23 protein-coding genes and 1 tRNA gene are annotated in these 26252 nt (G+C 60.9%); 13 read left to right on the top strand and 11 right to left on the bottom strand.

Annotation, left to right across the window (positions count from 1 at the left end):
* Nucleotides 1-29 precede the first annotated feature (29 nt).
* Nucleotides 30-2309 carry an AAA family ATPase gene (locus tag ACHHRT_RS00995; protein ID WP_395496798.1) on the bottom strand — a complete coding sequence of 760 codons (2280 nt, stop codon included), beginning with the start codon at nt 2307-2309 and terminating at the stop codon, nt 30-32.
* A 244-nt stretch (nt 2310-2553) separates the two neighbouring features.
* Between ACHHRT_RS00995 and ACHHRT_RS00990 the strand changes: the two genes are divergently transcribed.
* Genes ACHHRT_RS00990 through ACHHRT_RS00980 form a run of 3 tightly spaced genes read left to right on the top strand, consistent with a single transcriptional unit; the run spans nt 2554 to nt 6866 of the window.
* Nucleotides 2554-5088, top strand: coding sequence for a cache domain-containing protein (locus ACHHRT_RS00990; protein WP_395496797.1), 2535 nt, complete (start codon nt 2554-2556; stop codon nt 5086-5088).
* Between the two features lie 10 nt (nt 5089-5098).
* Nucleotides 5099-5998 carry a ChaN family lipoprotein gene (locus ACHHRT_RS00985; protein ID WP_395496796.1) on the top strand — a complete coding sequence of 300 codons (900 nt, stop codon included), beginning with the start codon at nt 5099-5101 and terminating at the stop codon, nt 5996-5998.
* A 34-nt stretch (nt 5999-6032) separates the two neighbouring features.
* Nucleotides 6033-6866: an N-acetylmuramoyl-L-alanine amidase gene (locus ACHHRT_RS00980; protein ID WP_395496795.1), complete on the top strand. Its 834-nt coding sequence runs from the start codon at nt 6033-6035 to the stop codon at nt 6864-6866.
* Nucleotides 6867-6945: 79 nt separating this feature from the next.
* Here the strand turns inward: ACHHRT_RS00980 and ACHHRT_RS00975 are convergent, their stop codons facing one another.
* The 6 genes from ACHHRT_RS00975 to galU form a co-directional block, all read right to left on the bottom strand.
* Nucleotides 6946-7395, bottom strand: a complete 450-nt coding sequence (locus ACHHRT_RS00975; protein WP_395496794.1) for a phosphatidylglycerophosphatase A family protein — start codon at nt 7393-7395, stop codon at nt 6946-6948.
* On the bottom strand, nt 7388-8581 hold the full coding sequence (larC, locus tag ACHHRT_RS00970) for a nickel pincer cofactor biosynthesis protein LarC (RefSeq protein WP_395496793.1): 1194 nt from the start codon (nt 8579-8581) through the stop codon (nt 7388-7390). The genes ACHHRT_RS00975 and larC overlap by 8 nt, the downstream gene beginning before the upstream one ends.
* Nucleotides 8582-8583: 2 nt before the next feature.
* A complete protein-coding gene (gene fmt, locus ACHHRT_RS00965; RefSeq protein WP_395496792.1) occupies nt 8584-9519 on the bottom strand; it encodes a methionyl-tRNA formyltransferase in 936 nt (311 codons plus the stop codon).
* Nucleotides 9519-10130, bottom strand: a complete 612-nt coding sequence (locus tag ACHHRT_RS00960) for a peptide deformylase (RefSeq protein ID WP_395496791.1) — start codon at nt 10128-10130, stop codon at nt 9519-9521. Before ACHHRT_RS00960 ends, fmt begins: the two co-directional genes overlap by 1 nt.
* A gap of 69 nt (nt 10131-10199) precedes the next feature.
* A complete protein-coding gene (priA, locus tag ACHHRT_RS00955; protein WP_395496790.1) occupies nt 10200-12695 on the bottom strand; it encodes a replication restart helicase PriA in 2496 nt (831 codons plus the stop codon).
* Nucleotides 12696-12709: 14 nt separating this feature from the next.
* Nucleotides 12710-13582 carry a UTP--glucose-1-phosphate uridylyltransferase GalU gene (gene galU / locus ACHHRT_RS00950; protein ID WP_395496789.1) on the bottom strand — a complete coding sequence of 291 codons (873 nt, stop codon included), beginning with the start codon at nt 13580-13582 and terminating at the stop codon, nt 12710-12712.
* A gap of 149 nt (nt 13583-13731) precedes the next feature.
* Here galU and tilS point away from each other — a divergent pair, with 149 nt between their 5' ends.
* Entirely contained in the window at nt 13732-14805 is a 1074-nt protein-coding gene (tilS, locus tag ACHHRT_RS00945) for a tRNA lysidine(34) synthetase TilS (protein ID WP_395497027.1), read from the top strand.
* Nucleotides 14806-14885: 80 nt separating this feature from the next.
* Nucleotides 14886-14962 (top strand) — tRNA-Arg (locus ACHHRT_RS00940).
* Nucleotides 14963-15147: 185 nt separating this feature from the next.
* Here the strand turns inward: ACHHRT_RS00940 and pap are convergent.
* From pap to ACHHRT_RS00920, 4 genes are all read right to left on the bottom strand, one after another.
* Nucleotides 15148-16653, bottom strand: a complete 1506-nt coding sequence (pap, locus tag ACHHRT_RS00935) for a polyphosphate:AMP phosphotransferase (RefSeq protein WP_395496788.1) — start codon at nt 16651-16653, stop codon at nt 15148-15150.
* A gap of 560 nt (nt 16654-17213) precedes the next feature.
* On the bottom strand, nt 17214-17756 hold the full coding sequence (locus ACHHRT_RS00930) for a split soret cytochrome c precursor (RefSeq protein ID WP_395496787.1): 543 nt from the start codon (nt 17754-17756) through the stop codon (nt 17214-17216).
* 33 nt (nt 17757-17789) lie between these two features.
* The gene (locus ACHHRT_RS00925) at nt 17790-18032 is read right to left on the bottom strand and encodes a twin-arginine translocation signal domain-containing protein (protein WP_395496786.1); all 243 of its coding nucleotides are present in this window, start codon (nt 18030-18032) and stop codon (nt 17790-17792) included.
* A 172-nt stretch (nt 18033-18204) separates the two neighbouring features.
* Entirely contained in the window at nt 18205-19590 is a 1386-nt protein-coding gene (locus tag ACHHRT_RS00920) for an MATE family efflux transporter (protein ID WP_395496785.1), read from the bottom strand.
* A gap of 157 nt (nt 19591-19747) precedes the next feature.
* Between ACHHRT_RS00920 and pyk the strand changes: the two genes are divergently transcribed.
* The 8 genes from pyk (at nt 19748) to ACHHRT_RS00880 (ending at nt 26154) form a co-directional block, all read left to right on the top strand.
* Complete coding sequence (gene pyk, locus ACHHRT_RS00915) at nt 19748-21289, top strand: pyruvate kinase (RefSeq protein WP_395496784.1); 1542 nt, start codon at nt 19748-19750, stop codon at nt 21287-21289.
* 237 nt (nt 21290-21526) lie between these two features.
* Nucleotides 21527-22282 carry a 4Fe-4S dicluster domain-containing protein gene (locus tag ACHHRT_RS00910; RefSeq protein WP_395496783.1) on the top strand — a complete coding sequence of 252 codons (756 nt, stop codon included), beginning with the start codon at nt 21527-21529 and terminating at the stop codon, nt 22280-22282.
* 53 nt (nt 22283-22335) lie between these two features.
* Nucleotides 22336-22725 carry a c(7)-type cytochrome triheme domain-containing protein gene (locus ACHHRT_RS00905; protein ID WP_395496782.1) on the top strand — a complete coding sequence of 130 codons (390 nt, stop codon included), beginning with the start codon at nt 22336-22338 and terminating at the stop codon, nt 22723-22725.
* Nucleotides 22726-22803: 78 nt separating this feature from the next.
* Complete coding sequence (gene nrfD, locus ACHHRT_RS00900) at nt 22804-23988, top strand: NrfD/PsrC family molybdoenzyme membrane anchor subunit (protein WP_395496781.1); 1185 nt, start codon at nt 22804-22806, stop codon at nt 23986-23988.
* Nucleotides 23989-24484: 496 nt separating this feature from the next.
* Entirely contained in the window at nt 24485-24703 is a 219-nt protein-coding gene (locus tag ACHHRT_RS00895) for a hypothetical protein (RefSeq protein ID WP_395496780.1), read from the top strand.
* Nucleotides 24704-24765: 62 nt separating this feature from the next.
* The gene (locus ACHHRT_RS00890) at nt 24766-25071 is read left to right on the top strand and encodes a hypothetical protein (RefSeq protein ID WP_395496779.1); all 306 of its coding nucleotides are present in this window, start codon (nt 24766-24768) and stop codon (nt 25069-25071) included.
* A 492-nt stretch (nt 25072-25563) separates the two neighbouring features.
* Nucleotides 25564-25779, top strand: coding sequence for a hypothetical protein (locus ACHHRT_RS00885; protein WP_395496778.1), 216 nt, complete (start codon nt 25564-25566; stop codon nt 25777-25779).
* A gap of 60 nt (nt 25780-25839) precedes the next feature.
* Nucleotides 25840-26154: a hypothetical protein gene (locus ACHHRT_RS00880; protein ID WP_395496777.1), complete on the top strand. Its 315-nt coding sequence runs from the start codon at nt 25840-25842 to the stop codon at nt 26152-26154.
* Nucleotides 26155-26252: the final 98 nt, after the last annotated feature.

Here is a 26252-nt window from a genome sequence, read left to right as displayed (position 1 = left end):
CCACTTATTGTCAAGTTTTTCCCGAGCGTTCACCAGACCTCACGCAGACCCTGCTGCTTGCGGGCCAGATCCACCAACCGCTCCAGTTCCGTCTGCCAGGAGGCATGGACCCGGGCGGCGGAAGGAGCGATCAGTTCCGGCAGCCCGTAAACCAGACGATCGGAAGCCCCGGAGGCCTCGATAACCGCCTCGATGGAGCGAGCGCCGAACTTGTATTCGGCCAGCAGCAGCCGCAGCAGCAGGCCGGAGGTTTTGCGAGCCGCCTTTTTCCAGTGGGTGTCCATCTGGTGGGCGATGATGAAGGCTCTTTTGATCAGGATCCGCCGCAGCCGGGCCAGCTCCTGGGGGCCGGCCTTGCCGCAGAGCAGTTCGGGGGGGATGACGATATCGTCGATATCCAGCACCACCCGCAACCGGCTGAGGAAATCGGGAATTTTAAGGGTGCGGGCCAGTTGCAGGGTCTCCGGTTGGGCGGGATTAAGCAGGGCGGCCATGCCGTCGTAGCTGGCCTTGACCCCGCCGGCAAAGACGAAGATGGAGCGGCCGATGTTGTAAGGCACCCCGTGGACATAGGTGATGCCGTCCTGCATGGCGGGGAGAAAATAGCGCAGATAGCCGAACTCATGGCGGTCGTAGCGGCAGTCGAACTCATCCCAGAAGACGATGGGTACCTTGCCCTTGGCCACCGAGGCCCGGATGGCGTCGATGGCGCTGTTGATCTCGGCCGGCCCGTCGAACTGGGTCAGGTTGAATTCAAAGAAATCAAAGGGGCTGATATCGAAACGGCGACCGATAACCCGGGCCACCTCCTTGACCGCGAAGGATTTGCCCGAGCCCGGCGGGCCGAAAACCCCCACGCAGAGCGGTCGTTGTACCTGCTCGCGGGAAACGTAGGAGTCCATCACGTTCTGCAGGGTTACCACCGGTTCGATCTCGGCCGGGTCGGTGGTGCGGAGATGGCCGACATGGAACATCCGCAGCTCCTCAAACCCCTTTTTCCAGCTTACCTCGTTTTTCAGATAGTGGAGTACTTCGGCGATCACCCCGATGCAATCGCCGGCCATGGGTCCCATCCGCTGGCGGACAAAGGGGCTGGCGGGCCAGGGAAAGAAGCCGCGGATCGCCTCCTTTTTGTTCTCGTGCCACTGCTGACAGGAGACCAGCTCCAGCACCCCCTCGAACTCGGGGGTCAGGGGCGGCAGCTCGATGAAGCAGGGGTCTTCCTCCCGCTCCAGATAGGAGCAGGGTCGACCATCGGGGAAGACCGAGGCGAAATCCAGCTCCGGCAGGCGCAGGGCCTGGTCGAAGGCGTAACCGCCCTCGTGCAGTTGCCGCCAGTTTTTCAGCAGCCGGGTGGAGTAGTCGAAGAAGGCGTTGCGGGAGAACAGCGGGGCGCCGCACTGCAGCCAGTCACCGGCCAGCAGCGAGGTGGCCAGGGTGTCGTAGCAGGGGGCCGAACCCTTGTGGCGGGGGGAGCTTTTCTCGGGCAGGCAACCCCGCCGGTGGCGGAAAAAGCCCCCTTCCGGCCCCACGTACATCACCCCATGGGGGTACATCTCCACCACGATATGGCAGAGAAAACGATCGTTTTCCCACAGACCCACCTCCGAGGTGCGCAGGGCCCGCAGGGCCATGGCCACGATGGTTTCCCAGATCACCGAGCTGTCCATCTCCATCCGGGTGGTTTCCAGGTCGGAGAGCCGGCAGAAGAGGCAGAATTTTTCCCCGAAGCGCTGGGCCCATTCCCGCCAGTGGGCCACGCCGATCCCCAGGGCGATCACCCAGGCGCCGGGGTTGATCGCGGCCAGCTCGGCGCTGGCGGCGGGGGGGTGGCCGGAGTCGTCCACCACCATGATCCCCCGGTTACCGCCCATAATCCCCCGGTTGGCAGCGGTGATCTCCAGATCGTGGGTGCTGGCGCGTCGGCCCTCCGGAGGCAGGAACTGCTGGAACATGAACCAGCCTTTTTCCGCTTTGCTGCCGGGGGTGGCCAGGCGGTTACGGAAAATCTGGTAGATCTCCTTCTGCTCCCCGTAAGTGAAGGAGTCAATCTCCGGGGTCGGCGCGGCGTCCCCCAGGAAAGCGGTCAGCCAGGTGTGGGTCTGCTCCAGGCGGCCATGTTCGATGCCCACCGCGCCGGCCAGCAGTTCGATCTGGTCGCCGGGGTTGTAGCCGTAGGCCGGCAGGCTGCCCTCCTGCAACAGGCTGACCTCCTTGACCGGCATGTTGGTGATCCGCACCTTGGAGCCCAGGAGCAAGATTTTGCCTTGATTACTGCTGCCTTTAGGGGTTGCTTCATCTCCGGCCATGGTTTCTTTCCCTGCTTGGTTGAAAAAAACGGTACTGTCATAAATTAAAGGCCTATGATAGCAGCCCTTACTGAAAAAACCAAAGGGTAAGGAAATTACTTTTTTTATTGGTGTGCGGCCGGATTTTTTCTACAATGCCTCTGGACGGTTTTGTCGGAGGGGCGGCAAAGCGTAAGGGACTCTTAAACTCCAGGGGGAGCAAGGCGGTGGGCGGTTGTCACCGCACTCTTGACTAACGGACTAGATGCGCCTTAAGAATCTGCTGCCCAAAGATGAGAAGGAAAAGGCCACAGTCCTGGTTGCCGTTGTCGTGGTCACCCTGGCGGCGGCTTTTTTTTACCAGGGGATGCTGCTCCACGACCGGACCATCGAGGGGGTTATTCACGACCAACAGGAATCGATCGCACTAACCATCAACAATGTCGATCTTTATTCGTTCACCCCTTACCAAAATCGCCTGCACAGCCTCCTGCAGCTCAACCCGGGGATTGGCGCGGCCCTGTTCAACCAGGACCGCCAGGGGCTTTACCGGCTGACCCTCCCCCTTTATCAGGCTCTGCTGCGTGAGAACCCCAATCTATATATCATGCATTACCACCTGCCCGATGGCCGCTCCTTTCTCCGGATGCACACCCCGGAGAAGTTTGGCGACGATCTCCGCCGGATCCGGCCGGCCATCCAGCAGGTTCACCGGGAACAAAAAGCGATCACCGGCTACGAAATCGGGATCTACGACGCCTTCTATCGGGTTATTCAGCCGGTTTTTCATCAGGGCTCCTACGCCGGGGTGGTTGAGTTGGGGATCCGGGTCGATACCGTGCTGGAATCCCTGCGGAAGCTGCTGGAATCACCGATCACCACCTATTTTCTGACCGACAACTGGCAGGCGGTCATCACCGACCGGGAGAGCATCGTTCTGGGTCAGCATACCCTGCTGACCCATGGCGAGCCCCTTTTCCGGCAACTGCCCCGGGAGTTGGATCTCTCCCTGGCCGAGCAGCGCTTCACCCTTGACGGCAACACCTATCTGCTGCATACCTTTCCCACTTTTAACGACTTTAAAGGTGAGCCGTTGGGTGGTTTTGTGGTCATGCAGGAGATCACCGGCGCTTTGGCCGCCAAGCGAACCTTCATCGCCCGCTCCCTGTTCTTTTCCGCCATTCTGCTGGGCATTACCCTGACGGTTCTCCACCTCAGTTTCAGCAGGCTGATCGGTAAGCTGGCCAGTTCCCATGCCGCCTGGGAGCGGACCTTTGATGCCATCGGTGATATCGTTACCATTATGGACGGCAATCTCCAGATTATCCGGGCCAATAAGGCCGCCCACCGCATCCTGGGGGCCGAGCCCGGCAGTCTCATCGGCCAGCACTGTTACCGGGTTTTCGCCGACCTGCCGGCCGCCTGTGAAGGCTGCCCGGGGGTTGCGACCATGGAGCATTGCCGGGTGAGTTCGGCGGAGATCCACCATGACAAGCTGGGTAAAACCTTCCTGATCACCACCTCGCCGGTGGCCGATGAAAAGGGGGAATTTACCCAAATTGTCCATATCGCCAAGGATATCACCGAGAAGCTGGCCCTGGAGCGTCAGTTGCGCCAGGCCCAGAAGATGGAGGCCATCGGCAACCTGGCCGGCGGTATTGCCCATGACTTCAACAATATTTTGACGGCCATCGCCGGCTATGTTCAACTGATCCTGCTGAAGGTCGGCCACGATGAGCGGATCGCCCAAAATGCCGTCCAGGTCAGGGCGGCCATCAAGCGGGCCACCGATCTGGTCAGCCAGATTCTTACCTTCAGCCGTCAAACGGAACACGAGAAAAAGTCGGTCCAGGTTGCCCCGATTGTTAAGGAGGCCTTGAAACTGCTGCGCTCCTCCATCCCCGCTTCCATTGAACTGCGGCAATCCCTGGAAAGTACCGCCACCATTCTGGGGGATCCCACCCAGCTCCATCAGGTCATCATGAATCTGGCCACCAACGCCTACCACTCCATGCTGGAGAGCGGCGGGGTGTTGGGGGTAACCCTGCGGGAGATCGTGGTCGCAGCCCACGAGCGGCGGCCGGAACTGATCATGCTGCCTCCGGGCCGCTACCTGCGCCTGGAGGTTAGTGACACCGGTTGCGGCATGGCCCCGGAGACGTTGACTAAGATCTTTGAGCCCTATTTCACCACCAAGGAGATCGGCCGGGGAACCGGCCTGGGTCTGGCCGTGGTCCACGGCATTGTCAGCGGCCACCGGGGAGTCATCAAGGTTTACAGTGAGCCGGGCCAGGGGACCACCTTCCATGTCTATCTGCCCATTGTCGATCGGGAGCCCGATCAGATCCCCGCCCCGGTGGTGGAGGCCCCGTTGCGGGTCGGCAGCGAACAGCTCATGTTGGTCGATGACGAGGAGAACATTGCCGAGCTGGGCCGGGAGGTTCTGGCCCTCTATGGTTATCGGGTTACCGTTTGCCGAAACGGGGCCCAAGGGCTTGAGAGTTTCCGGGAGAACCCGGATCGCTACCAACTGGTGATCACCGATCTGACCATGCCCGCCATGAACGGTCTGCGGCTGGCGGCCGAGGTCAAGGCTCTGCGCCCGCGCACCCCCGTGATCCTCTGCAGCGGCCACAGCGAAATAACCAGCAAGGCCGGAGCGGAGGCCCAGGGGGTCGATCTCTATCTGCAAAAGCCTCTGGAGATGATGGAGCTGGTCCGGGCCGTCAGGGCGCTGCTGGATCGTCAGGCGGAGGGGGGGCAGTCCCCCGAGGCACAAACCAAACCAAGGCAAGCATAGAGAGGCAGATATGCGAATTCGTTTTGTTGCGCTTCTGGCGGCAACGCTTTTCATTCTTGGGGCCGGCCCGGCTTGGGGGCACCCCCACATCCTCGCTCTGGCTGGTGAGGGGGAGATCACCTTTGCCGAGCTTATGGACGAACTTGAAGGCGTGCGGCTGGTTTTTGTCGGGGAGCTCCATGACCATGAAGGGCACCACCAGATGCAGTTGGAGGTCATTCGCGCCCTGGGGCAAAGAGGGGGGGCGGTGGCTGTGGGGCTGGAGATGTTTAAAAGAGAGGACCAGGGCGCCCTGGATCGGTGGGTGGCCCAGGAACTGGAGGAAGCCGAATTTTTGCCGATTTACCAGGCCAACTGGAGTATGTGGCCGCTCTATCGGCCCATCTTTCTCCATGCCCGTGAAAAGGGGATCCCCTTGCTGGGGCTCAACATTCCCCGGGAGATCTCCGGCCGGGTGGCCCGGGAGGGTTTTGCCAGTCTGACCGATGAGCAACGCCGGGATTTGGGGCTGGGCGGATTCAGCTGCTTCGTCAGTCCGGCCTACGAGGAGTTTATCCGCCGGGCCTTGGGGGGCCATGCCCATACCAGAATTGGCAGTTTCACCAACTTTTGCCAGGCCCAGTTGCTCTGGGATCGGGTCATGGCCGTCAATCTACTGCGCTTTCTGGCGGCCAATCCCGAGCATCGGGTGGTGGTGCTGGTCGGCAACGGCCATGCCTGGAAGCATGGGATTCCCGCTCAACTGGCGGCCGTAAGCGACGCCCCGATCAGCTACCGGGTGGTGATGCCCGAGATTCCCGGCCGGATCGATCGCGCCAGCGCCTCGGTTCATGACGCCGATTTTCTCTGGCTGGACTCTGGCCCCGATGGCTGGCGGCCGGCGGAGCTGGAAAAAGGGGTGGGATTATAGGTGGCCACGCTAATTAAACCCTGGGGGGGATGATATGATGAAGATCGCGGACCATCGGCTGGCCGCAGAGTTTGCCGGCCATGACTGGGTTGACAAGAGCGGGGGCAAGTTTGCCCCCGGCCTCCCGGACACCGTTGTGATCCATTACACCGGCGGGGGCAGCCTGGCGTCGGCCCTCAACACCTTTAAGGATCCCCAGGTCAGCGCTTCGGCCCATGTGCTGGTTGACAAAGATGGCCGGCTGGTGCAGCTGGTCCCCTTTAACCGGATCGCCTGGCATGCCGGCACCAGCTCCTACCTGGACCGGCGGGGGCTGAACAGTTACTCCATCGGCATTGAAGTGGTAAATGCCGGCAAACTGGAGCGAAGCGGTGGGCTCTACCGCTCCTGGTTCGGCCGGAGCTACCCGGAAGAGGAGGTGGTCAGGGCCGTGCATCGCAACGAGGAGGAACCAGCATACTGGGAACGGTTCACCCAGGAGCAGATTGCAGCGGTGTTGAGCCTGTGCCAGGCTTTAAAAAGCAGTTACCAGATTTGCCACATCCTCGGCCATGAGGAGATCTCCCCGGGGCGCAAGATCGATCCCGGTCCGGCCTTCCCCCTGGACAAGCTCCGGGACAGATTGCTGCATGATAACAGAAAAGATGAGCCGGAGGCCGGCGGTGAGGCCCGGGCCTCCGGCATCGTCCGGGCCCAAGCCCTCAACGTCCGCTCGGGGCCTTCAGTCAACAGCCCCACCATCGTCCAGCCTTTGTCCCGCAACACCGAGCTTCAGATCCTCGATGAGCAAAAGGGCTGGTACCAGGTGGAGGTAAAGGTCAGGGGCTGGGTGGCCGGGGAGTTTGTCGAAAAGCTTTCCTCCTCATGACGGGCGGCTGGGGATGGCGAGTGCTCTACTGGAGCTTGCCGCCGCGGGGGCCTGGAAGCTGGTTAAACTGGTGTTGGGCCTACAGGAGATGGAGCAGCAGGTGGATGCAGGCCAGGGCGTAAACTCCGGCCAGCACATCGTCGAGGACGATGCCCAGGCCGCCGTGGCAGCGGCGGTCGATCAGGCGGATCGGCCAGGGTTTGAGGATGTCGAAGAAGCGAAAGAGCAGGAAGGCCCCCAGCCAGGCCAGGGGGGTGGCCGGTACGGCGATCAGGGCGATCAGCATGCCGATGATCTCGTCGATCACCACCATGCCGGGGTCGGGCCGGTCCAGAATCTTTTCCGCCATCCCGGCCACCACCACCGCCAGGATAAAAATGGCGACCAAGGCCAGGGCGTAGGTGAGCGGAGCCAGGGTCAGCAAGAGGAGCTGGATGGGGAAGGCGGGCAGGGTGCCCCAAGTGCCGGGGGCCTTGGGCAGACGGCCCAGGCCGAAACCGGTGGCCAGCAGCATGATCAGCTTATCCATCCTGCTCCTCCTTGCACTGTTCCGGGGGCAGGGCGGCCACGTGGCTGTGGATCCGCAGCAGGGGGACCTGGTGGCGCCGGGCCGCCGCCCGGCAGGATTCATACTCGGGGTAGAGTACGCTTCCCTGGGGGGTCTCCACCTTTTTGACCGCGATCTCCCCCCAGGGGGTGGTTACCCGGCCCGGTCGGCGGGGCAGGGTGAGGCGCTGCTGCCGGTGGAAACGCAGGCCGATGGCCGTGGTTTCGCTGAGCAGGCAATCTTTAAGGTCGTGGGCGTGGGCCGGGTCGGCCAGTACCCGCAGCAGATAGCCGGGCCGCCCCTTTTTCATCAGCAGGGGCGTCAGGGAGACATCCAGGGCCCGGCGGGCAAAGAGCTGCTCGCAGAGATGGGGGAAACCCTCGGCCGCCCAGTCGTCAAGCTGGGTTTCAATCACCTCCACCTCCTGGCTCTCATCGGTCAACTTGGGCCGGCCGATCAGCAGCCGCAGCAGATTGGGGCGGCCGTCGGGCCGCTCCCGGCTGCCGGCGCCGTAACCGATGGCAGAGAGGGTCAAAGGGGGCAGGGGGCCGAACTCCTGGGCCAGGGCCTTGACCACCGCCGCCCCGGTGGGGGTGACCAGTTCCATCTCCAGGTCCACGCCATACACCGGCAGGCCCCGCAGCAACTCCATGGTGGCCGGGGCGGGCAGGGGCAGGGGGCCATGCTGGCAGTTCACCCAGCCCCGGGCCATGGGCAGGGGAGAGCAGGCCAGGTGGCGGATGGCGAAATGGTGCAAGCCGATGGCGGCTCCCACGATATCAACGATGGAGTCCAGGGCCCCCACCTCATGGAAATGGACCTTTTCCGGCGGGCAGTCGTGGATTTTGCCTTCGGCGGCGGCCAGGGCGGTGAAGATCCGCCGGGCCAGCTCCTTGACTTGGGCGGCCAGTTCGGCCTGCTCCAGCAGGGCGCTGATCTCCCGCCAACCGCGCGGGTTCTGTTTTTCCTCGACCCTGACCTGTAGATGTCCGGCGCTGATCCCCCCTCGCCGCTCCCGGCTGAATTGCAACTGGTAACCGGACAACGGCAGCCGGGCCAGTTGCTCCTCCAGGAGGGCCAGGGGCAGACCGGCGTCCAGCAGGGCGGCCAGCAGCATATCGCCGGAGATGCCCGAGAAGCAATCAAGATAGGCGGTGTGGCTGGACATTGCTAGCCGAGACGGTCGCCGAGCTTCAAGGGATAACCGCGGAGGAAATCGCTCACCGCCAGGCGTTTACCCCCTTCCCGTTGCAATTCGCCCACCAGTAGGCAACCCTCCCCGGTGGCAATTCCCAGGCGGTTCAGGTTGGGCTGGACCATGGTGATGGTGCCGGGGGGCGCTCCCGCCGGTTCGGCGGCGAGCTCCGGCTTGAAGAGGCGCAGGGTGGTCTCGTCGTGGTTGGTTCGGGCCAGGGGCCAGGGGTCCAGGCCGCGAATCTGGCAGGAGATCGCCCGGGCCGATCGCTGCCAGTCGATGGGCGCCATGGTTTTGCAGAGCAGCGGGGCCATGGTGGCCTGGGCGTCGTCCTGCTTGTGGGGGGGGAGGGCCTCGGCCCGCAGCAGTTCCAGGGCATCCACCAGGGCCGTGCCCCCCAGGGGAGCCATCCTGGCGGCCAGGCTGGCGGCGGTGTCGTCGGGCTTGATCGCCAGTCGGCGTTGGAGGAGGATATCACCGGTGTCCATCCCCTCATCCATCTGCATGATGGTTACCCCGGTCTCCTCATCGCCGTTAAGGATCGCCCACTGAATGGGAGCCGCTCCCCGGTAGGCCGGGAGCAGGGAGCCGTGGACGTTGATGGTGCCGTGGGGGGGCAGGTTGAGCAACGGTCCGGGCAGGATACGGCCGTAGGCCACCACCACCAGCAAGTCGGGTTGCAGGGCGCCGATCTCGGCCAGGAATTCGGGGGTGCGGATCTTGCTGGGTTGCAGCACCGGAATCTTGTGGGCCAGGGCCAGCTCCTTGACCGGCGGCGGGCTCAACTTCTTGCCCCGTCCCTTGGGGCGGTCGGGCTGGGTGATCACCGCCACCACCTCCTCGCCATGCTCCAGCAGGGCGGTCAGGGGCGGGACCGCAAACTCGGGGGTACCCAGATAGATGATGCGCATCAAAGCTCTTCCTGTTGGTCGGCCAGAATTTTCTTCAGTTTTTTCCGATAGAGCGAGCGTTTCAGGGAGCTGATCCGGTCGATGAAGAGGGTTCCTTCCAGGTGGTCGAGTTCGTGTTGGATCACCCGGGCGAAGAAATCCTCCGCCTCGAAGTTGAGGGGGCGGCCCTCCAGGTCCAGGGCCTCGACCCGGATTCTGGCCAGGCGTTTCACGTTGCTGCAATAATCGCGGACGCTGAGACAACCCTCCTCATCCACCTGCTGGCCCTCGCCGGAGACGATTCGGGGATTGATCAGCACCAGGGAAGGGCGGCGCCGCTCTTCCGCGGCATCATCCGCATCATCAGCATCATCGGCACCATCGGGCAGGGGCGCTTCTGCTTCCCGCTCCTCCCCGGGCTCGCCGGGTCGGGACGCCACCCGGCCGGCGATCACCACCAGCTGCAGGGGCACCCCCACCTGGGGAGCCGCCAACCCCACCCCGGGGGCGGCGTGCATGGTGTCGATCATATCGGCCACCAGCCGGCGCAACTGCTCGTCGAAAACCGTAACCGGCCTGGCCTTGCCCTTCAATACCGCCTCGGGAAATTTAACAATCGGTAAGATAGCCATGATCTTTTCGTTGGGTGAGCCTGTCAGTAAGAGTTGGCGATGATCGCCAAGCGGTTTGGACGGTTAATGCTATACCATGTTTTCGGGGTCAACGTCCAGGCTCAATTTAACCGTGGAAGCCCCCGGCAGGCGGGGATATTCGGCGCAAATCCGGCCGCAGAGGCGATGGAGCTCTTCAACCCCGCTCCCTTTGAGCAGCAGTTGCCAGCGATAACGCCCCCGCAACCGGGCCAAAGGCGCCGGGGAGGGTCCCAGCACCGCGATCCGGCCGCCACTGAGCCGGATCGCGAGCGCGCCCAGGCTTGTGGCCAGCTCCCGGACCCGCTCCTCCTGTTCCCCATCCAGGCGGAGATTGATCAGCCGTCCCAAGGGGGGAAAGTTGAGGCGGCGGCGCTGGGCGATCTCCTGTTGATAGAGCCCCTGGTAATCATGGTTTTGGGCCATGGTGATGGAATAGTGGTCGGCCTGGAGGGTTTGGACCAGCACCCGGCCGGGAAATTCGCCCCGGCCGGCCCGGCCGGTGACCTGGGTCAGCAGTTGGAAGGTGCGCTCCCCCGCCTTATAATCGGGAATTCCCAGCCCGGCATCGGCCCAGACGATTCCCACCAGGGTTACCCGGGGGAAATGATGCCCCTTGGTGATCATCTGGGTGCCGATCAGGATGTCGATCTCCAGATCCCGCACCGCCTTGAGTACCTTGAGGAACTGGCTGCGGTCTTTGGTGGTGTCCTGGTCCAGGCGGGCGATGCGGGCCTTGGGCAAGAGCCGGCGCAACTCCTCCTCCAGCCGTTCGGTGCCGAAACCGGTCGAGACCAGGGAGCCGGAGCGGCAGTTGGGGCAGAGGAGATCACGGGGCAGGTGATAGCCGCAATGGTGGCAAAGCAACTGCCCCCGTTGCTTGTGCAGGGTCAGGCTGACCTGGCAGTGCTGACACTGGACCGGGCGGCCGCAATCCTTGCAGAGCATCAGGTTGGCCCAGCCCCGCCGATTGAGGAACACCAGGGATTGATGGCCGGCGGCCAGGTTTTCCTTCAGGGCCCGGACCAGTTGCGGCGAGAAGAGGGGCGGATAGCCGGAGACGGTTTTGACCTCTTTGAGATCGATGATCTCCACCGTCGGCAGGGGGCGGTCATCGATCCTGGCCCCCATGGTCAGCAGGCGAAACTTTCCTTTTTGGGCCTGGTAATAGCTGCTTACCGCCGGAGTGGCTGAACCGAGAATCACCGTGGCCTGTTGTTGCAGGCCCCGGAGCAGGGCCAGGTCGCGGGCGTTGTAGCGTAACTGCTCCTCCTGCTTGTAGGCCGGATCGTGCTCCTCGTCGACGATGATCAGGCCGGGGTCGGGCAGGGGGGCAAAGATCGCCGAGCGGGCCCCAATGGCGATCTGGGCTTCACCGCCAAGCAGCCGGCTCCACTGGTCGAAGCGTTCACCGGCGGAAAGGCCGCTGTGGAGCAGGGCCACCGCCTCCCCAAAGCGGGAGCAGAAATGGCCTTCAAGCTGGGTGGCCAGGGCGATCTCCGGCACCAGCACCAGTACCTGGCGTCCCTGGGCCAGCACCGCTTCGGCGGCCCGCAGATAGATCTCGGTTTTGCCGCTGCCGGTGATGCCGTGGAGCAGAAAGGGGGCGTAACCGCCCGCCTGGATGGCGGGCAGGAGTTGGGCCATCACCCTCTGCTGTTCAGCGGTCAGCCGGTCGGGTTTGGCGAAAAATGGCGGGGGTTCGCCAAAGGGGTCGCGGTAGAGCCGCCGCTCCTCCAGCTTGACCAGACCCAGGGCCGCCAGATTCTTCAAAACCCGGGCGGCGCCGGCATACTCCCTGACCAGCTCCCGCCGGGGCAGGCCGCTGGGGTTGTCTCCGGCCAGCTTCCTTGCCAGGGCCAGGGTCTTTTTTTCCGATGGTTTGAGCGGTCGGTCGAGGGGTTCGGTGGAGGCATTGGGAAGGATCACCACCGTTTCGCTCTTGGGGCGAACATTCTCCAGTTTGAGACGGCTGGCGATCTCCAGCCAGCCCCGCTTCTGCCAGCGGGCCAGGGGTGGCTGCCGCCGTCGGATAATGGTGGCACTGCGGGCCGGGCTGAGCTCGCCCGCGGTCAGCAGCTCCTCCAGCCACTCCGGAGCTTCATCGGGCTGGCCGCGACCGGCCAGAGTCTTGGCGCCCTCGGCGGTCAGCCTGATAACGTTGACGCTCCGACGGCTGAGTCCGGCGGGCAGGGCGGTTTGAATCACTTCACCGATGGGATGGTGATAGTAGTCGGCGACCCAGCGGAAAAAGGGGACCAGGCTGCCGGGGAACAGGGGTTCCGGGTCAAGGACGGCCAGGGCGGCCCTGATTTTGCCGGCCGCCATCTCCTCCGGTTCAGCGGGCTCTTTTTTCCCTGGTTTGACGACCGGCGGGTTGGTGCCGCAGGCCAACAGATAGCCTGTTAGCTGGCGGCGGCCCAGGGGGACCAGCAGCCGGTGGCCGGGGGCCAGCCGGCTCACCCCGGGGGGCGGGGCATAGGTCAGGGTGTGGTAAATCGGGGCTAAAACCGCCACCTCGAAGTAGAGCGGAGGATCTTGGGACATGGCGAGCTGGTCGCTTACAGCGCCGCGCAGACCTCTTTGAGATGTTTTTTGAAATCCTTGCCCAGGGCCGGGTGCCGCATGGCAAAGGCCACAATGGCCTTGAGATAGCCCAGCTTGTCGCCGGCGTCAAAACGGGTGCCCTGGAACTGGTAAGCGTACATGGGCCGTTTCTTGGCCAGGGCCTGGAGGGCGTCGGTGAGCTGGATCTCGCCGCCATGGCCGGGGGTGGTCTTCTCCAGAATATCGAAGATATCGGGCTGCAACAGATAGCGGCCGATAATCGCCAGGTCGGAATCGGTGGTGCCGGGCGCCGGTTTTTCCACCATGCGCTGCACCGAGTAAACCCCCTCCCGGACCAGCTCTCCCTCGACGATTCCATACTGGCTGGCCTCCTCCGGGGAAACCTGTTGGACGGCTACAATCGATTCCTGAACCTCGTCGTAGAGGTTGAGCATCTGCTGGCAGCAGGGCAGTTGGTCGGAAAGGACCAGGTCGTCGCCCAGTAAAACCAGAAAGGGTTCATTGCCCACCACGTTACGGGCGCTCCAGATGGCATGTCCCAGACCCAGGGGCTTTTTCTGGCGGACCGCAATGATATCGATTAGGTTGGAGATATGGCAGACCTCTTCGCAGAGGTCGATCTTGTTTTTCTGGCGCAGCAGGGTGTCCAGCTCGAAATTGTAGTCGAAGTGGTTTTCGATGGCGGATTTGCCCTCGCTGGTGATAAAGATGATCACCTCGATGCCGGAGGCCACCACCTCTTCCACGATATACTGAATGGTGGGCCGATCGACGATGGTCAGCATCTCTTTGGGGATCGCCTTGCTGGCCGGGAGAAAACGGGTGCCCAGCCCGGCAACGGGAATAACGGCCTTGCGAACTTTCATGGTTAAGACTCCTCTCTGGGTTTGACTCTTTACCGGCAGGCTCGGTCGCCACGGGCGGCGTACTGAGTACACAGTATGTTCAAGAACGCCCCGCTTGGCAACCGTTTCTTGGTTATTGAACCTTATCTTGGCAAATCAGGTCGGTGGTGATGCATCCGCTGGAAAAAAAGGTGGGTCGGGAGATTGCGCGTTACCGGCTGATCAAGACCGGGGAGCTGGTCCTGGTGGCGGTTTCCGCCGGGCCCGATTCCATGGCCCTGCTCCACGCCTTGGGACCTCTCGCGGCCGCCGGTGGCTTCCGGCTGGCGGCGGCCTACGTCGATCATGGCCTGCGACCGGCGGAAACCGGAGGGGAGCGGGAGCTGGTGGCGGCGGCCGCCCACCGGCTTAAAATCCCCTGGCGTAACGGTAAGGTGGCGACGCGCGATCATGCCCGGCAAGAGGGTCTTTCCCTGGAACATGCCGCTCGTGAGCTGCGTTATCGATCGTTGGCCGACATCGCCGCCCAACTGGGGGCCGATTGCCTGGCGGTGGCCCATACCGCCGACGATCAGGCCGAAGAGCTGTTGCTGCGACTGTTGCGGGGTACCGCCCGCAAGGGTTTGGGCGGGATGGAGCGTTTGCGCCATGCTGGGCGGCGGGCAGGAGAGTCGGCGGCGGTGCCGGCCGGGTTGAAGATCATTCGCCCTCTGCTGGCGGTGACCAAGGCTGAGGTGTTGAACTACCTGGGTCAACGTGGCCTCGCTTATGCTGAGGATAGCTCCAATCACGATCTGCGTTTCCTGCGCAACCGGGTGCGGCTGGAGCTGCTGCCCTGGTTGGAGGAGCGTTTCAATCCCAATGTCCGGGAAACCCTGCGCCGAACCGCCGGGGTGCTGCGGGATGAGGAGGAGTTGCTGGGACACCTGGCCGACGAGGCTTATCGGCAAGCCCGGGTTTTGGCCCGACCGGAGGGCGGGGGGCGACTTGACCAATTGGGGTTGGACCTGGTCGTTTTCAACGCCCAGCCGGTTGCTCTGCGACGGCGGCTGCTGGAGAAGGCCCTCTGGGCTTTGGCCCTGCGCCCCTCCGTCCGGCAGATCGAGCAGCTGCTGGCCGGGGCCGGCCGCCCCCAAGATGGGGTTCTTGCCCATCTGGCCGCCGGCGTGACGGTGAGCAAGGAGGGTGAGACGCTGAAATTTAGCCGGGGCATCCCCGGTCCCCGGCGCCGGGGGGCACGATAAAAATCTTTACGGGAGGGCCGATCCATGGTAATCAGGCCCTCGTGAAATCCGCAGGCCAGTAACTGCGGGCTCGCATTCGTGGGCGGGTAGCTCAGCTGGATAGAGCGTTAGCCTCCGGAGCTAAAGGTCGTGGGTTCGAATCCCGCTCCGCTCACCACGAAAACTAAAGGGAAATCAAGCATATAGGCTTGGTTTCCCTTTTTGTTTTTTGCCAGTAAATTGGCCCAAAAACCGGTCGTTTTTATTTTTTGTGGTCCAAGAGTGGGTAATAGGAATTTCCTTTGAAACAGGGCGACCCTCACTCCCAAACCGGCGATCCACTTTTCCGGCACCCACCGTCGGTCATAGCAATTCTTCAAGACGATCACAAAGGGTGTCGATCACCGCCAGCCGGCCGAAACGTTTATCTTCGGCGGCCACCAACGTCCAGGGCGCCTGTTCGGTACTGGTGCGAAACACCATCTCGTTGACCGCCGCCTCGTAATAAGAGCGTTTCTCCCGGTTGCGCCAGTCCTCGTCGGTCAGTTTATGCTGCTTGTAGGCGATATCCTTACGGGCCAGAAAACGGTTAAGCTGCTCCTGTTCACTGATATGCAACCAGAATTTGTGAACCAGAATGCCATGTTCCACCAGTTGCTGCTCGAATTTATTGATCTCGTGATAGGCTCGGCGCCACTGATTCGCCTCGGCCAGTCCCTCCACCCTCTCCACCAGCAACCGCCCGTACCAGGAGCGGTCAAAGATGGTCATCCGGCCGGCCGCCGGCACATGGCGCCAGAAACGCCAGAGATAGTGATGGGCCAGTTCCTCATCACTGGGGGCAGCCACCGGCACCACCCGATAGAGACGGGCATCAATGCCCGCCGTCAGGCGGCGGATGGTTCCACCCTTGCCGGCCGCATCCCAACCTTCAAACACCAGCACGCTGGCCCGACCCGATTTGTACGCTTTCCAAGTCAGTGCCCGCAACCGCCGCTGGGATTTTGCCAGCCGCTTAGTATAATCAGCCTTGTCCACCTGCTTATGCAAGGGAACATGATCGAGGATGGTAAGCCGCCCGTCGGCGGCATCCGGCAGACTGGGGGCATGGGACAGGGTTTCAGACTCGCAGTCGGGGCAGCCGAGATCCAGGCGTTCGCGGATAGTTTGGTAGAGGGTGCGGCCAACGGTGAGATCCCGGTAGCGGGAATCGCCGGATTCAATCAGGTACCACGGCGCCAAAGCAGTATCGGTTTCCCGGATAACCCGCTCCCCGGTTCGCAGGAAATCGTGATAATCCAGGACGCTGCCATCCCGCCCGGTGCGTGACCAACGGCTGGCCGGATCATCCCGTAGCTCCTTGAGGCGGCGCTTCTGCTGGGTCCGCTGCAGATGGAACCAGAACTTGACGATCAGGACATTTTCGAGGGCCAGCATCCGCTCCAGATCCCGGATGCGGCTGGCGGCGGCCGCAATCCTGACCTCATCCCACTCCCCGTTGCAACCGCGCAGCAGGGGCTCTGAATACCAGCCGCCGAAAAACAGACCAATCTTGCCCCGGGCCGGCAGGCTCTTCCAGTACCGCCAGTACCTGGGATGAGACTGTTCCTCGCTGGAAACATCCCAAAAGGCGTGGGTTTCGGTGCCGCGAGTATCCAGCCAGCCGTTGAGCCGGTTGACCACCTCTCCCCTTCCGACCCCCTCAACCCCCTCCACAATCACCAGCACCGCCACGCCGCTGTCCCGTAACCGCCGCTGAACTTCGGTAAGTTCCGCCCGCAGCTGCGGCAAAGCGTCCTTGAACTCGGACTTGGTAACCTTGCGGCCAAGTTCGGCGACCTCAAACATGACAACCTCGCTGTCGATCATCGGCAGCAATGCCGAAAAAAAGTTACAAAACCTGGTGATCGTTGATGCAAAAGCAGCTGGCTAAGAAGCGCGCCCCGTCATCGCCACTTTTGTGACGCCGACAAACATCACAAGCTCGTAATGAATTCACGCAAACTGTTGCACAGCAGCGTACAAAGAGCAGCCAAGCGCAGTCCGGCGGCAGGGCTGGCCTCCGCCCCACCTCCTTCTAACCCCTGCCAACAAACCCGTCAACCGGAAACGAGGCTGCAAAAGCCGGACAGAATCTTACTGTCACCGCCACCCGAAGGGGAGCGTCCGGCCAAAGGGGCAATAGGTCGCGGTGAAACCTCCGATCCCTCCGCCGGCGTCGGTGAAGTCCTCGGGATATCCCAATTCTACTCTGGTGAACGGCGAATGAACCTGCGCCACCCCATCAGCTTGAATTCATAGCAAAAATAAAGTCTCAACCCCTATCTCTCGTTCCGCTCGCCACGAAAAAAAGCGAATCAAACAATTAAGCTTGATTCGCCCTTTTTGTTTACCCGCCGGCCTTTGCCCAAGGCCGTAAAGCTTAGCTTTTACTTGGTATGGTCGCTATGGCACAACATGCAGGACATTTTGCCCTGCTGGTTGTTGAAGGCCGCCGGGCCATGGCAGTTCAGGCAGTAGGCCGTGGCCTCGGAGGGGCCGGGGGCGCTGGGGGCGTAACTGCCATCCACATAGGCATTGAGCCGCAGCACCGTCTGGTAGGCGACTTCGCCAGCCACCTTGGCGCAACGGTCTTTCCGCTCGTAGGAATCCACGTTGGTCCCGGCCGCCACGGTCCAGGTGGAAGCGGAAATATGGCAGAGGGGAGAGTTGGGGGAGACCTTGATCTGCTCGGGGAAACGGCAGATGTCGTCAAAGCGGCTAGTGGGGAAGGTGGCGGAGGCGTACCAGTTGATCAGGTCGGCCACGATGGCGTTGTGGCTGAAGTGCTGATCCATGGCCACCAGGTTGATGATTGCCGAACAGGCCCCCAGGGACCCGCAGAGGGTGCCCTGGCCGCCGTAACCGGCGCCGCCGTGTTGGAACATGTCGTCGGGCAGCATGGTGTAGGGATAACCGATCTGCTCCTTCATAAGGCTGAGGACCCCCAGCCAGGCGCCGGAGCCTCAGCCACCTTTTTCAAGATAATTTTTATAACCCCGCCGGCCCGCCTCCAGGGGATCGAGTTTGGTGTAACGCCAGGGCAGGGGGGGGGGAGCCGCCGCCGTCGGCGGTTCGGCCGAAATGAGATTGCGGGCGGTGAGGACCCCGCCGGCGGCCACGATTCCGGCGGCGGTTAAAAACTTCCGCCTAGAAAGGACGCTCTTTTCTTGGGTTGTCGGTGTAGTTTGTTCGGAACCACCTTGCATTCTGCTACCTCCTTGGGGTAATTTTGGCGAAAAACGCCGTGGTCACAGAAAGATACCTGATGAAAGGCATCATTGCCTCAAACTTTTACTGACCATTATGCCACGGCTTTCTTAACAATCATAATTTGCAGCCAAATTCAATAATAATTTCTCTTAGGACAAAAAAAGGGGGTCAGCTGTTCAAGCCGGCCCGGTTGCCTCGTTGCACCGACCACAGTCGCCAACTTTGCAGCAGGGCCGCCGTGGTTAAGCCAGCCACCAGGCCGATCCAGAACCCGCTGGCCCCCAGTTTCAGCCCCACCCTTTCGGAAAGGGCCAGCAGATATCCGATGGGCAGGCCGATGAACCAGAAGGCGATGAAGGTGATGACCATGGGTATCCGGGTATCCTTGTATCCCCGCAAACCGCCGGCCGCGCTGACTTGGAGGGCATCGGAGATCTGGAACAGGGCGGCGAAGAAGAGCAGGCTCACGGCCACTTGGCGGACCGCCGGATCGGGGGTGTAGAGAGCGGCGATGGCCGGGGCCAGAAGCAGGATGGCGCTGGAAAAGATGGCCGCGATGAGCATGGTGGTAAAAATTCCGCTCCGGGCGCTGAAGCGGGCCGCCTCCAGGTCGCGGCGACCGATGGCCTGGCCCACCCGAATGGTGATGGCCATGGAGAAGCTGAGGGGCACCATGAAGATCAGGGAGGTGAAGTTGAGGGCGATCTGGTGGCCGGCCACCACCTCGGCCCCCAGGGAGGCCACCAGCAGGGCGATCGCCGCAAAGAGGCTGGTTTCGATAAAAAAAGAGATTCCGATGGGAAAGCCCAGGCGCAAGATCCGCCCCAGTTGGACAACGGAGGGAGGCTGCCAGCTCAGCAGTGGTGGGAGAAAGCGGTAGCCGCGGCCATAAAGGATCAAGCCTCCCAAGGCCAGCATCATCACCCACATCACCAGGGCGGTGGCCCAGCCGCAGCCCACGCCGCCCAGGGCGGGCAAGCCCAGTTTGCCGTAGATCAAGATGTAGTTGGCGGGGATATTACAAGCCAGTCCCAAAAAACCGATCAGCATGATGGGGCGGGTCAGGGAGACCCCCTCGCTGAAGGAGCGCATGGCCTGGTAGAGGGCCAGGGCGGGAAAACCCCAGGCCACCGCTTGCAGGTAACCCGCCGCCAGCCTCCGCACCTCGCTTTCCAGGTTGAGCAGCTCCAGCAGCCACCCCATGTTGCGCAGCAGGACAAAACCGGCCAGCCCCAGGGCCAGGGCGATCCACAGGCCATGGCGGAGGGCGGCGGGAATGGCTCGGTGGTTGCCGGCCCCAAACTGCTGGGCCACGATGGGGGTAATGGCCATCAGGATGCCGGCCACAAAGAGCATGACCGGAAACCAGACACTGCCGCCGATGGCCACCGCCGCCAGATCCGCCGGGCTGACCCGCCCCGCCATCACCGTGTCGACAAACCCCATGGCCATGTGGGAGAGCTGGGCCAGGATCAGCGGCAGGCTCAGGCTGGCCAGCTCTCTTAGTTCCGTTAAGTATTTATCCCGGAAAAGCGGGGGGTTATCTTTTGCCATCGTCATGTGTTGCCCTTGGGCGCCTGGTTCAAATGTTGGTGATCCCGGGCTTGCTCTGCCGGGCCATAACCTGCTACAGTGCGGATGCCCAATTCAGGAGCGGAGGCACACTTTGCTGCGGGTGCGGGCAAAAGTCAACGGCAGAGGGAGCAATGTGATGTTTACTGAGCAGGCAGAGGCGGGGCGACTCCCGTTGCGCAAAACCAAAATAGTCTGCACCATCGGGCCTAAAACCGCATCATTCGAGGCGATCAGGCAACTGGCCGAGCAGGGGATGAACGTGGCCCGGCTCAATATGTCCCACAGCAGCCGGGAATGGCATGGCCAAGTTATCAATAACATTAAGCGCTACAACAAAAAATTTGCCGGCTGTGTGGCCATTCTGCTTGATACCCGGGGGGCGGAGATCCGCAGCGGCGATCTCAAGCAGGACCTACCCCTGCGGGTGGGTGATATCCTGACCCTGACCACCCGGCGGCAGGCCGAACTGGAGCCTTACTGCGTTGAGGTCAGCCACGATGGTTTTGTGGCCGAGGTGGCCCCGGGGGATATCATCCTGGTGGATGGTGGAATGCTCCGGCTTAAGGTGTTGGAGGTTGGCCGCACCGATGTTCGCTGCCAGTCCTTGGATGAGGGGGTGCTGGGTTCGCGGCGCCACCTCAATGTCCGGGGCAAAAGTGCCGAGTTGCCGGCGATCACCGAGCAGGACTGGCTGGATATCGAGTTTGGCATCGAGCAGCGGGTTGATTTCATCGCCCTCTCCTTTGTCCGGAGTCCCGAGCCCATTGTTCAGCTCCAGCAGCATTTGGAGACCCGTGGGGTCTCGGTGGAGGTACTGGCCAAGATTGAAAGCGCGGCCTCGATTCCGGTGCTGGACCGGATCATCGCGGTGGCCGACGGGGTGATGGTCGCCCGGGGCGATCTGGGAGCGGAGCTGCCCTATGAGGATGTCCCCCTGCTCCAGGACGCCATTGTCGAGAAATGCCGGCTGGGCGGCAAGCCGGTGATCGTGGCCACCCACATGCTGGAGTCGATGATTGTCAATCCCACCCCCACCAGGGCCGAAGTTACCGATATAACCCACGCCGTGCAGCAGGGCAGCGACGCGATCATGCTCTCCGGGGAGACCGCCACCGGTCGTTATCCCTACCGGGCCCTGGAGGTGATGGACACGGTGGCTCGCCGGATCGAGCGTCATCTGGTCGAGGGTCGGGGTAGAGGGTGGGATGAGCGTCCGTCATCTTCCCGCCTTTTGGGCCGGGATTGCCGCAACAGCGGCTGTCCGGTGGTGCCGGAAGGGCCAACCCCGGCGGGCCCCTCCCCGGCGGCCGAAGAACGTGTCCGTTCCAAAGAGGAGATCTCCCGCAGCGCCGCCATGCTGGGCAACAACCTGCAGGTGGCTGGTATTGTGGTGATCACCCGGCGCGGTTTGATGGCGGCCCTGCTGGCGCGCTGCCGGCCGGGGGCGCCGATCTTCGCCTTTACCAACACCACCCATGTCCGCCGGCGGCTGGGAATCTACTGGGGGGTTAACGCCTTTAAGGTTCAGCTTTCCAGCGATCCCGAAATTACCATTCAGCGCGCCCTCGAACAGTTGCTGACCAAAGGAATTGTGCGCGATGGTGAACGGGTAATCATTCTTTCCGACATCCTGGCCGGCGGTAAATTCGTCGAGACGGTTCAGGTTAGAATAATCTGAATACGAAGCGTTATGCCACACTCTTATGTCGCGGCCTGAAGGGTGAAGCAGGTAAATTCCCGGTAAACTCTCCGAAAATTATCTTGACATGTTGAACTGTCAAATTAAAATGCCCGGGGCTTATTGCAAGGTAATTAGGCTGAAAATAAAAGCCTTTAATTTTAAGGATGTTAGCTGGGCTCCGGGGGGGTGCAACATGTCGCATGCCAATAAAATGAGATTAGAGGAGAAATGAGGATGAAAATATCTGACTTTGAGAAGTTGGAAAACGAAGGGGTGGAAAACCTTCCCTCCGAGGAGCGGCGTCGCTTTTTACGCTTTGGTTTGGGGGTTATGGGTGTTTTTGCCGGGGGAACCGTACTCTCCTTGACCTCCACCCGTTTTGCCCAGAGCAGCACGGGCGTGGTGCCAGCCGCCGGCCGATTCCCTTACAGCCCCCATTATACCATGGTGATGCTGCAGAACCGTTGTATCGACTGCGAGCGTTGCATGGAGGCTTGCGTGCGGACCAATGATGTTCCCTCCTACGGTTATCGGACCACCATCATGGAGCAGCAGCGGCCGATTCAGCGCGGGGGTACCGAAACGGTTTTTATGCCGGTGCTTTGCAACCAATGCAACCGTCCTCCCTGCGTGCGGGTTTGCCCCACCACCGCCACCTATAAAGATAAAAAGACCGGGATCGTGATCATGGACGGCAAGCGGTGCATCGGCTGCAAGACCTGTATGGTCGCCTGCCCCTATAACGCGCGCTATTTCAAGGAAAAAAATCGGGCCGTGGATAAGTGTGATTTTTGCTGGAACTCCCGGCTCTCCAAGGGGGAAACCACCACTGCCTGCGCCGAAGCCTGCCCGGCCGGGGTGCGGGTTTTCGGTGATCTCACCGACCAAAACAGCCCGGCTTACAAATTGATCCATACCCCCGAGCGGGTGATCTGGGTGCTGCGTCCGGAAACCGGAGCGCTGCCCAACGTCTTCTACATGAATGCCTGAGCTTGATCCAACTCCACGGTAATTTTGCTAATTTCTGATAGATGAGGACAATTATGCAGCGCGAAAAAAGAAAGTTAACGAGGGTACTGGGCCTGGCCGTGGTGGCGGGATTTCTGTTGGTTGGCCTGGGCCAGGCCATCGGTGGCGGATATTACGGCCCCGAGGAGCCCATCATCTGGAGTAAACCGGTGGAGGGGGTGGTTTTCGAGCATCTTCCCCATACTCGGGATGCCGGCCTCCAATGTCATCACTGCCATACCGACCTTTTCGAGTATCAGGCCGGGGCCGCCGAAAAGCAGGATGATTTCACCATGGAGGCGATGTATCAGGGTAAATATTGCGGCGCCTGTCACAACGGTGTTGTGGTTTTTGCCGCCAGCACCCGTTGCACCACCTGCCATATCGGGGTCAAGGGAGTTAGGCGCTTAACCGGCCAGGATTGATCGCCATATATCCGGTGATTGTAACAGGACAGACTATTTACTTAATTGAGCTTATATTTTCCTTAGGGAGGGAATTTCATGTTGAAAACATTATCCTTTGACGAGCTGGCGGAGCCGGAGGTCGGGACTCCTGCCATCAATAAAGCCACCATCATGTTTGTGGTGTTTATCCTGCTGGGAGTTGGTGCCGGGCTCTACGCCCAGGTGGTGGGTCACCTGGCGGCATTTAACAACACCCGGGAGGTGGCCTGGGGGATCCTGATCTCCAACTACGCTTACTTCGCCATCATCTCCACCGGTCTCTGTCTGTTGGCGGTGGTGAGCCACATTTTCGGCAGTAACCGGCTGGCCCCCCTGGCCAACCGGATGGTTTTCCTATCCATCATCGTTATTTTCGGCGCCTTTCTGATCATCGGCCTGGAATTGAAGAACCCCCATCGAATGCTGCTCTACAATATGCTCTCCCCCAACATTACTTCCAATATCTGGTGGATGGGTACCCTCTACAGCATGGCGGTGGGATTCATGCTGGTGGAGTTTTATCTGATCCTCTCCAAGCGATATGCCCTGGCGGTGACCCTGGGGGTGCTGGGTGCTCTGGCTGAAGTTGCCGCCAACACCACCCTGGGGGCGGTATTTGCCACCATCCCCGCCCGGCCCTTGTGGTACGGCTCCCAGTTGCCCATCTATTTTCTGGCCTCGGCGGTTATGACCGGCGCGGCGGCGATCATCATGTTCACCACCATAGCCCACCGGATGCGGGGAGAAGAGATGAGTGCCGCCACCCGGGAGGGCTTGCAGGGAGCGGGCAAGGTTATGCTCCTGACCCTGGTACTGATCGCGGTGGCCACGGTTTGGAAATTCGTGGCCCCCTTCGTGGGTGGGACCGAGGAGGGCAGAATGGCCGCCCTCAGTCTGCTCAAGGGCCCGCTCTCCTTCAACTTCTGGGTTTTTGAGACCGTAATTGGGATGGCCCTGCCCTTCGTGTTGCTGCTCCTCACCCGGATGCAGAACTACAAAGTTCTATTTTACGCGGCGATCATGATTCTGGTGGGCGCCTATTTTCAGCGCTACGATCTGGTGGTGGCCGGCCAGCTGGTCCCGGTTTATGCCGGTTGGGACAGCCTTCCCACCTATCTGGCCTATAAACCCTCCCTGGTGGAACTGCTGATCTGTCTGGGCGGCTTCGGGGTGGTTGGTGCCGGTTTTCTGTTGGGCGAACGCTTCTTCGGTAAGGCCTTCCGGTACAGCGGTCATCATTAAAAGCAGGTAACTCCCTCTCTGGAGGGGGCTGCTTCAGCCCCCCTTTACCAGTAAAACGCCACCGTTCAGGTTGAAGATCGCCTGGACGGTGGCGTTTTTGTTTCTTCACTCAGGTGGTGAAGAATCTGGGGCCTCTGCCACAACAAGTCGTAGCAAAGCTGTGGCAGGGGGTGTGGCGCGCAACACTTTTGCCTTAACAGGCAAAACGGGGTTCTGGGCGGATCGGTTTCCTGGTTAGCTTGCTTTTCTCCATGTTCTTGGGCGCTATTTCCTTTATTGCCACAGCCCTGTGGCATCTTCCCCCTTATTTCTTGGTTTCAGGCCGGCATAATTTAATTTTAGCCTTAAATCATAAGGTTAGCCTCAGTAACCGCTGTCTGGTAGCCCTTTTTACCCTGGTGGCGATTTTTCTTGGCACGCACCGTGCAGAAGTCCCTGATCAAACACTAGCCTGGTGCAATTAGGTTAGTAAAGACAGACGGATAGGGAGGACGCCATGAAGAACACGACTGAAATCAGGCAGGAACGGTTGGGCAAGGATGTGGTTGACACCAGGGGCATTGCCGAAGGTGCCGGACAAGCCGGGATTGGAATCATTGTTCTTCTGGCCGCTTTGATTGGTGTTTGGGGTCTTGCCTGCCTGGTGGGCGGAGTGATGGCAACCGGAGTCGGCGACTTGGTCCGGGGTTTTTTCAGTGCGGTAATTGGAGTTTGAAAAATTACGGGGCAGTCGGGGCCAAAGTTTTAAATTACAACAATTGAACGGAGGAGAGGGTGATGACTGGTAAAGGCGAAAATCGCGGCGGTAAGATCTTTTTGGTGATGATGCTGGGCGCAGGTGGCATGATCGGAGCTTGGGCGGTGGGAATGGTGCTTTTCGGCCTCTCCCAGGTTAACTGGCAGGTTTCCGAGTTACTGCGCAGCTATTTGGTGGCCACCGGGGCAATCGGTGAGTTCCAGACTCTGGTGGATTTCTATACCCACATCAAGGGGGTTGAGTATATTATCTGTCTGGCCTTTCTCGTGGCTTTCCCCGCCTTCTTCAAATATGTCAACCGTGCGCCGAAGGCCGTGCCCCGCTGATCGTAACTTACTTAAGACGCTAAGGCCAACTCCGGGGGTAGAGACTATCCCCGGAGTTTTTTGTGTTCATGGCCGTCTGTTCCTAATGCTGGGCCAAGGGTTAGCCCGGCTACTGCGGTGATCTCCCTCTCCTCTCCCTTTTGCAACAGTCAACTGACGCACAGGTGTCGCGGTGAGGTGTGGCATGCAACATTTGTGTTGTGTGGCGGTGTTTACACCCCTTGCCGTTCGAGACGGTCAGAGATATGGTTATATCTATGTATTTTCGTTGATTTATTCTTTGGCCAACAGTTGTGTGGTGCTGGTTGTTTAGTGGCTGGCAGTTGAAATCGTCTAATAGGTAATTAACCGATTTATCGAAAATTATTTGTGGTAAATCGTTTAGAGGTGAAAAAAGCCTCAAGGCTTGGCACGACACGTGCATTCTTAGCTGGTCAAAGAGAAACGATGAGGTGATTAGAGGAGTCAAGACAAAGAGATAAGGAGGACACCATGAAGAACGCAACTGGAATCGGACAGGAAATGGCAGGGGCGCGGATCGATGGTCGAGCGATTGCCGAGGGTGCCGGGCAAGCTGGAATTGGGATTGTCGTGATTCTGGCCGCCTTGATCGGGGCTTGGGGCCTCGCCTGCTTGGCGGGCGGAGTGATGGAAGCCGGGGCGGTTGATCTGGTCAGGGGTTTAATCACCGCAGTGACCGGACAATAGAACTTAGCCGGACCATGAACCAATCGCAAGTGACGATGACGCAACATGGAGGATGGAACAATGACAACCAACAATACAAATCGCAGCGGTAAGCTCTTCCTGGCCATGATGGTTGGCGTGGGCGTCATGGTCGGCGCTTGGGCCATGGGTGTGGTTCTCTTCAGTCTCTCCCAGGTTAACTGGCAGGTTTCCGAGTTGCTGCGCAGCTATCTGGTGGCCACCGGAGCGATCGGTGAGTTCCAGACCCTGGTGGATTTCTACTCTCACATCAAGGGGGTTGAATACATTATCTGCCTGGCCTTTCTGGTTGCATTCCCCGCCTTCTTCAAATATGTCAACCGTCCCCAGGAGAAGACTGTAGCGGTTAGACGCTAAAATAACGAGGCCGGTGGTTGGCTGGTCGGTTGTAAAAAATCCGGGATGATCCCGGATTTTTTTTGGCCCGGGCTGGGGGATTTTCAAGTATTCGCCAA

Source organism: Desulfurivibrio modestus, from assembly GCF_044068625.1.
Taxonomy (GTDB): Bacteria; Desulfobacterota; Desulfobulbia; order Desulfobulbales; family Desulfurivibrionaceae; genus Desulfurivibrio.
Note: the sequence above shows the minus strand (reverse complement) of the source record. Positions and strands in the feature narration are given on the sequence as shown.

What these genes read in the sequence shown, in the direction of transcription:
- ACHHRT_RS00985 (WP_395496796.1), top strand. Translation starts at nt 5,099, where the DNA reads ATGCGAATTCGTTTTGTTGCGCTTCTGGCGGCAACGCTTTTCATTCTT.
- ACHHRT_RS00960 (WP_395496791.1), bottom strand. Translation starts at nt 10,130, where the DNA reads ATGGCTATCTTACCGATTGTTAAATTTCCCGAGGCGGTATTGAAGGGC.
- fmt (WP_395496792.1), bottom strand. Translation starts at nt 9,519, where the DNA reads ATGCGCATCATCTATCTGGGTACCCCCGAGTTTGCGGTCCCGCCCCTG.
- ACHHRT_RS00930 (WP_395496787.1), bottom strand. Translation starts at nt 17,756, where the DNA reads ATGAAGGAGCAGATCGGTTATCCCTACACCATGCTGCCCGACGACATG.
- ACHHRT_RS00925 (WP_395496786.1), bottom strand. Translation starts at nt 18,032, where the DNA reads ATGCAAGGTGGTTCCGAACAAACTACACCGACAACCCAAGAAAAGAGC.
- larC (WP_395496793.1), bottom strand. Translation starts at nt 8,581, where the DNA reads ATGTCCAGCCACACCGCCTATCTTGATTGCTTCTCGGGCATCTCCGGC.
- ACHHRT_RS00990 (WP_395496797.1), top strand. Translation starts at nt 2,554, where the DNA reads ATGCGCCTTAAGAATCTGCTGCCCAAAGATGAGAAGGAAAAGGCCACA.
- ACHHRT_RS00905 (WP_395496782.1), top strand. Translation starts at nt 22,336, where the DNA reads ATGCAGCGCGAAAAAAGAAAGTTAACGAGGGTACTGGGCCTGGCCGTG.
- ACHHRT_RS00885 (WP_395496778.1), top strand. Translation starts at nt 25,564, where the DNA reads ATGAAGAACGCAACTGGAATCGGACAGGAAATGGCAGGGGCGCGGATC.
- priA (WP_395496790.1), bottom strand. Translation starts at nt 12,695, where the DNA reads ATGTCCCAAGATCCTCCGCTCTACTTCGAGGTGGCGGTTTTAGCCCCG.
- nrfD (WP_395496781.1), top strand. Translation starts at nt 22,804, where the DNA reads ATGTTGAAAACATTATCCTTTGACGAGCTGGCGGAGCCGGAGGTCGGG.
- ACHHRT_RS00995 (WP_395496798.1), bottom strand. Translation starts at nt 2,309, where the DNA reads ATGGCCGGAGATGAAGCAACCCCTAAAGGCAGCAGTAATCAAGGCAAA.
- ACHHRT_RS00895 (WP_395496780.1), top strand. Translation starts at nt 24,485, where the DNA reads ATGAAGAACACGACTGAAATCAGGCAGGAACGGTTGGGCAAGGATGTG.
- pap (WP_395496788.1), bottom strand. Translation starts at nt 16,653, where the DNA reads ATGATCGACAGCGAGGTTGTCATGTTTGAGGTCGCCGAACTTGGCCGC.
- ACHHRT_RS00980 (WP_395496795.1), top strand. Translation starts at nt 6,033, where the DNA reads ATGATGAAGATCGCGGACCATCGGCTGGCCGCAGAGTTTGCCGGCCAT.
- ACHHRT_RS00920 (WP_395496785.1), bottom strand. Translation starts at nt 19,590, where the DNA reads ATGGCAAAAGATAACCCCCCGCTTTTCCGGGATAAATACTTAACGGAA.
- ACHHRT_RS00890 (WP_395496779.1), top strand. Translation starts at nt 24,766, where the DNA reads ATGACTGGTAAAGGCGAAAATCGCGGCGGTAAGATCTTTTTGGTGATG.
- ACHHRT_RS00975 (WP_395496794.1), bottom strand. Translation starts at nt 7,395, where the DNA reads ATGGATAAGCTGATCATGCTGCTGGCCACCGGTTTCGGCCTGGGCCGT.
- tilS (WP_395497027.1), top strand. Translation starts at nt 13,732, where the DNA reads ATGCATCCGCTGGAAAAAAAGGTGGGTCGGGAGATTGCGCGTTACCGG.
- ACHHRT_RS00910 (WP_395496783.1), top strand. Translation starts at nt 21,527, where the DNA reads ATGAAAATATCTGACTTTGAGAAGTTGGAAAACGAAGGGGTGGAAAAC.
- ACHHRT_RS00880 (WP_395496777.1), top strand. Translation starts at nt 25,840, where the DNA reads ATGACAACCAACAATACAAATCGCAGCGGTAAGCTCTTCCTGGCCATG.
- galU (WP_395496789.1), bottom strand. Translation starts at nt 13,582, where the DNA reads ATGAAAGTTCGCAAGGCCGTTATTCCCGTTGCCGGGCTGGGCACCCGT.
- pyk (WP_395496784.1), top strand. Translation starts at nt 19,748, where the DNA reads ATGTTTACTGAGCAGGCAGAGGCGGGGCGACTCCCGTTGCGCAAAACC.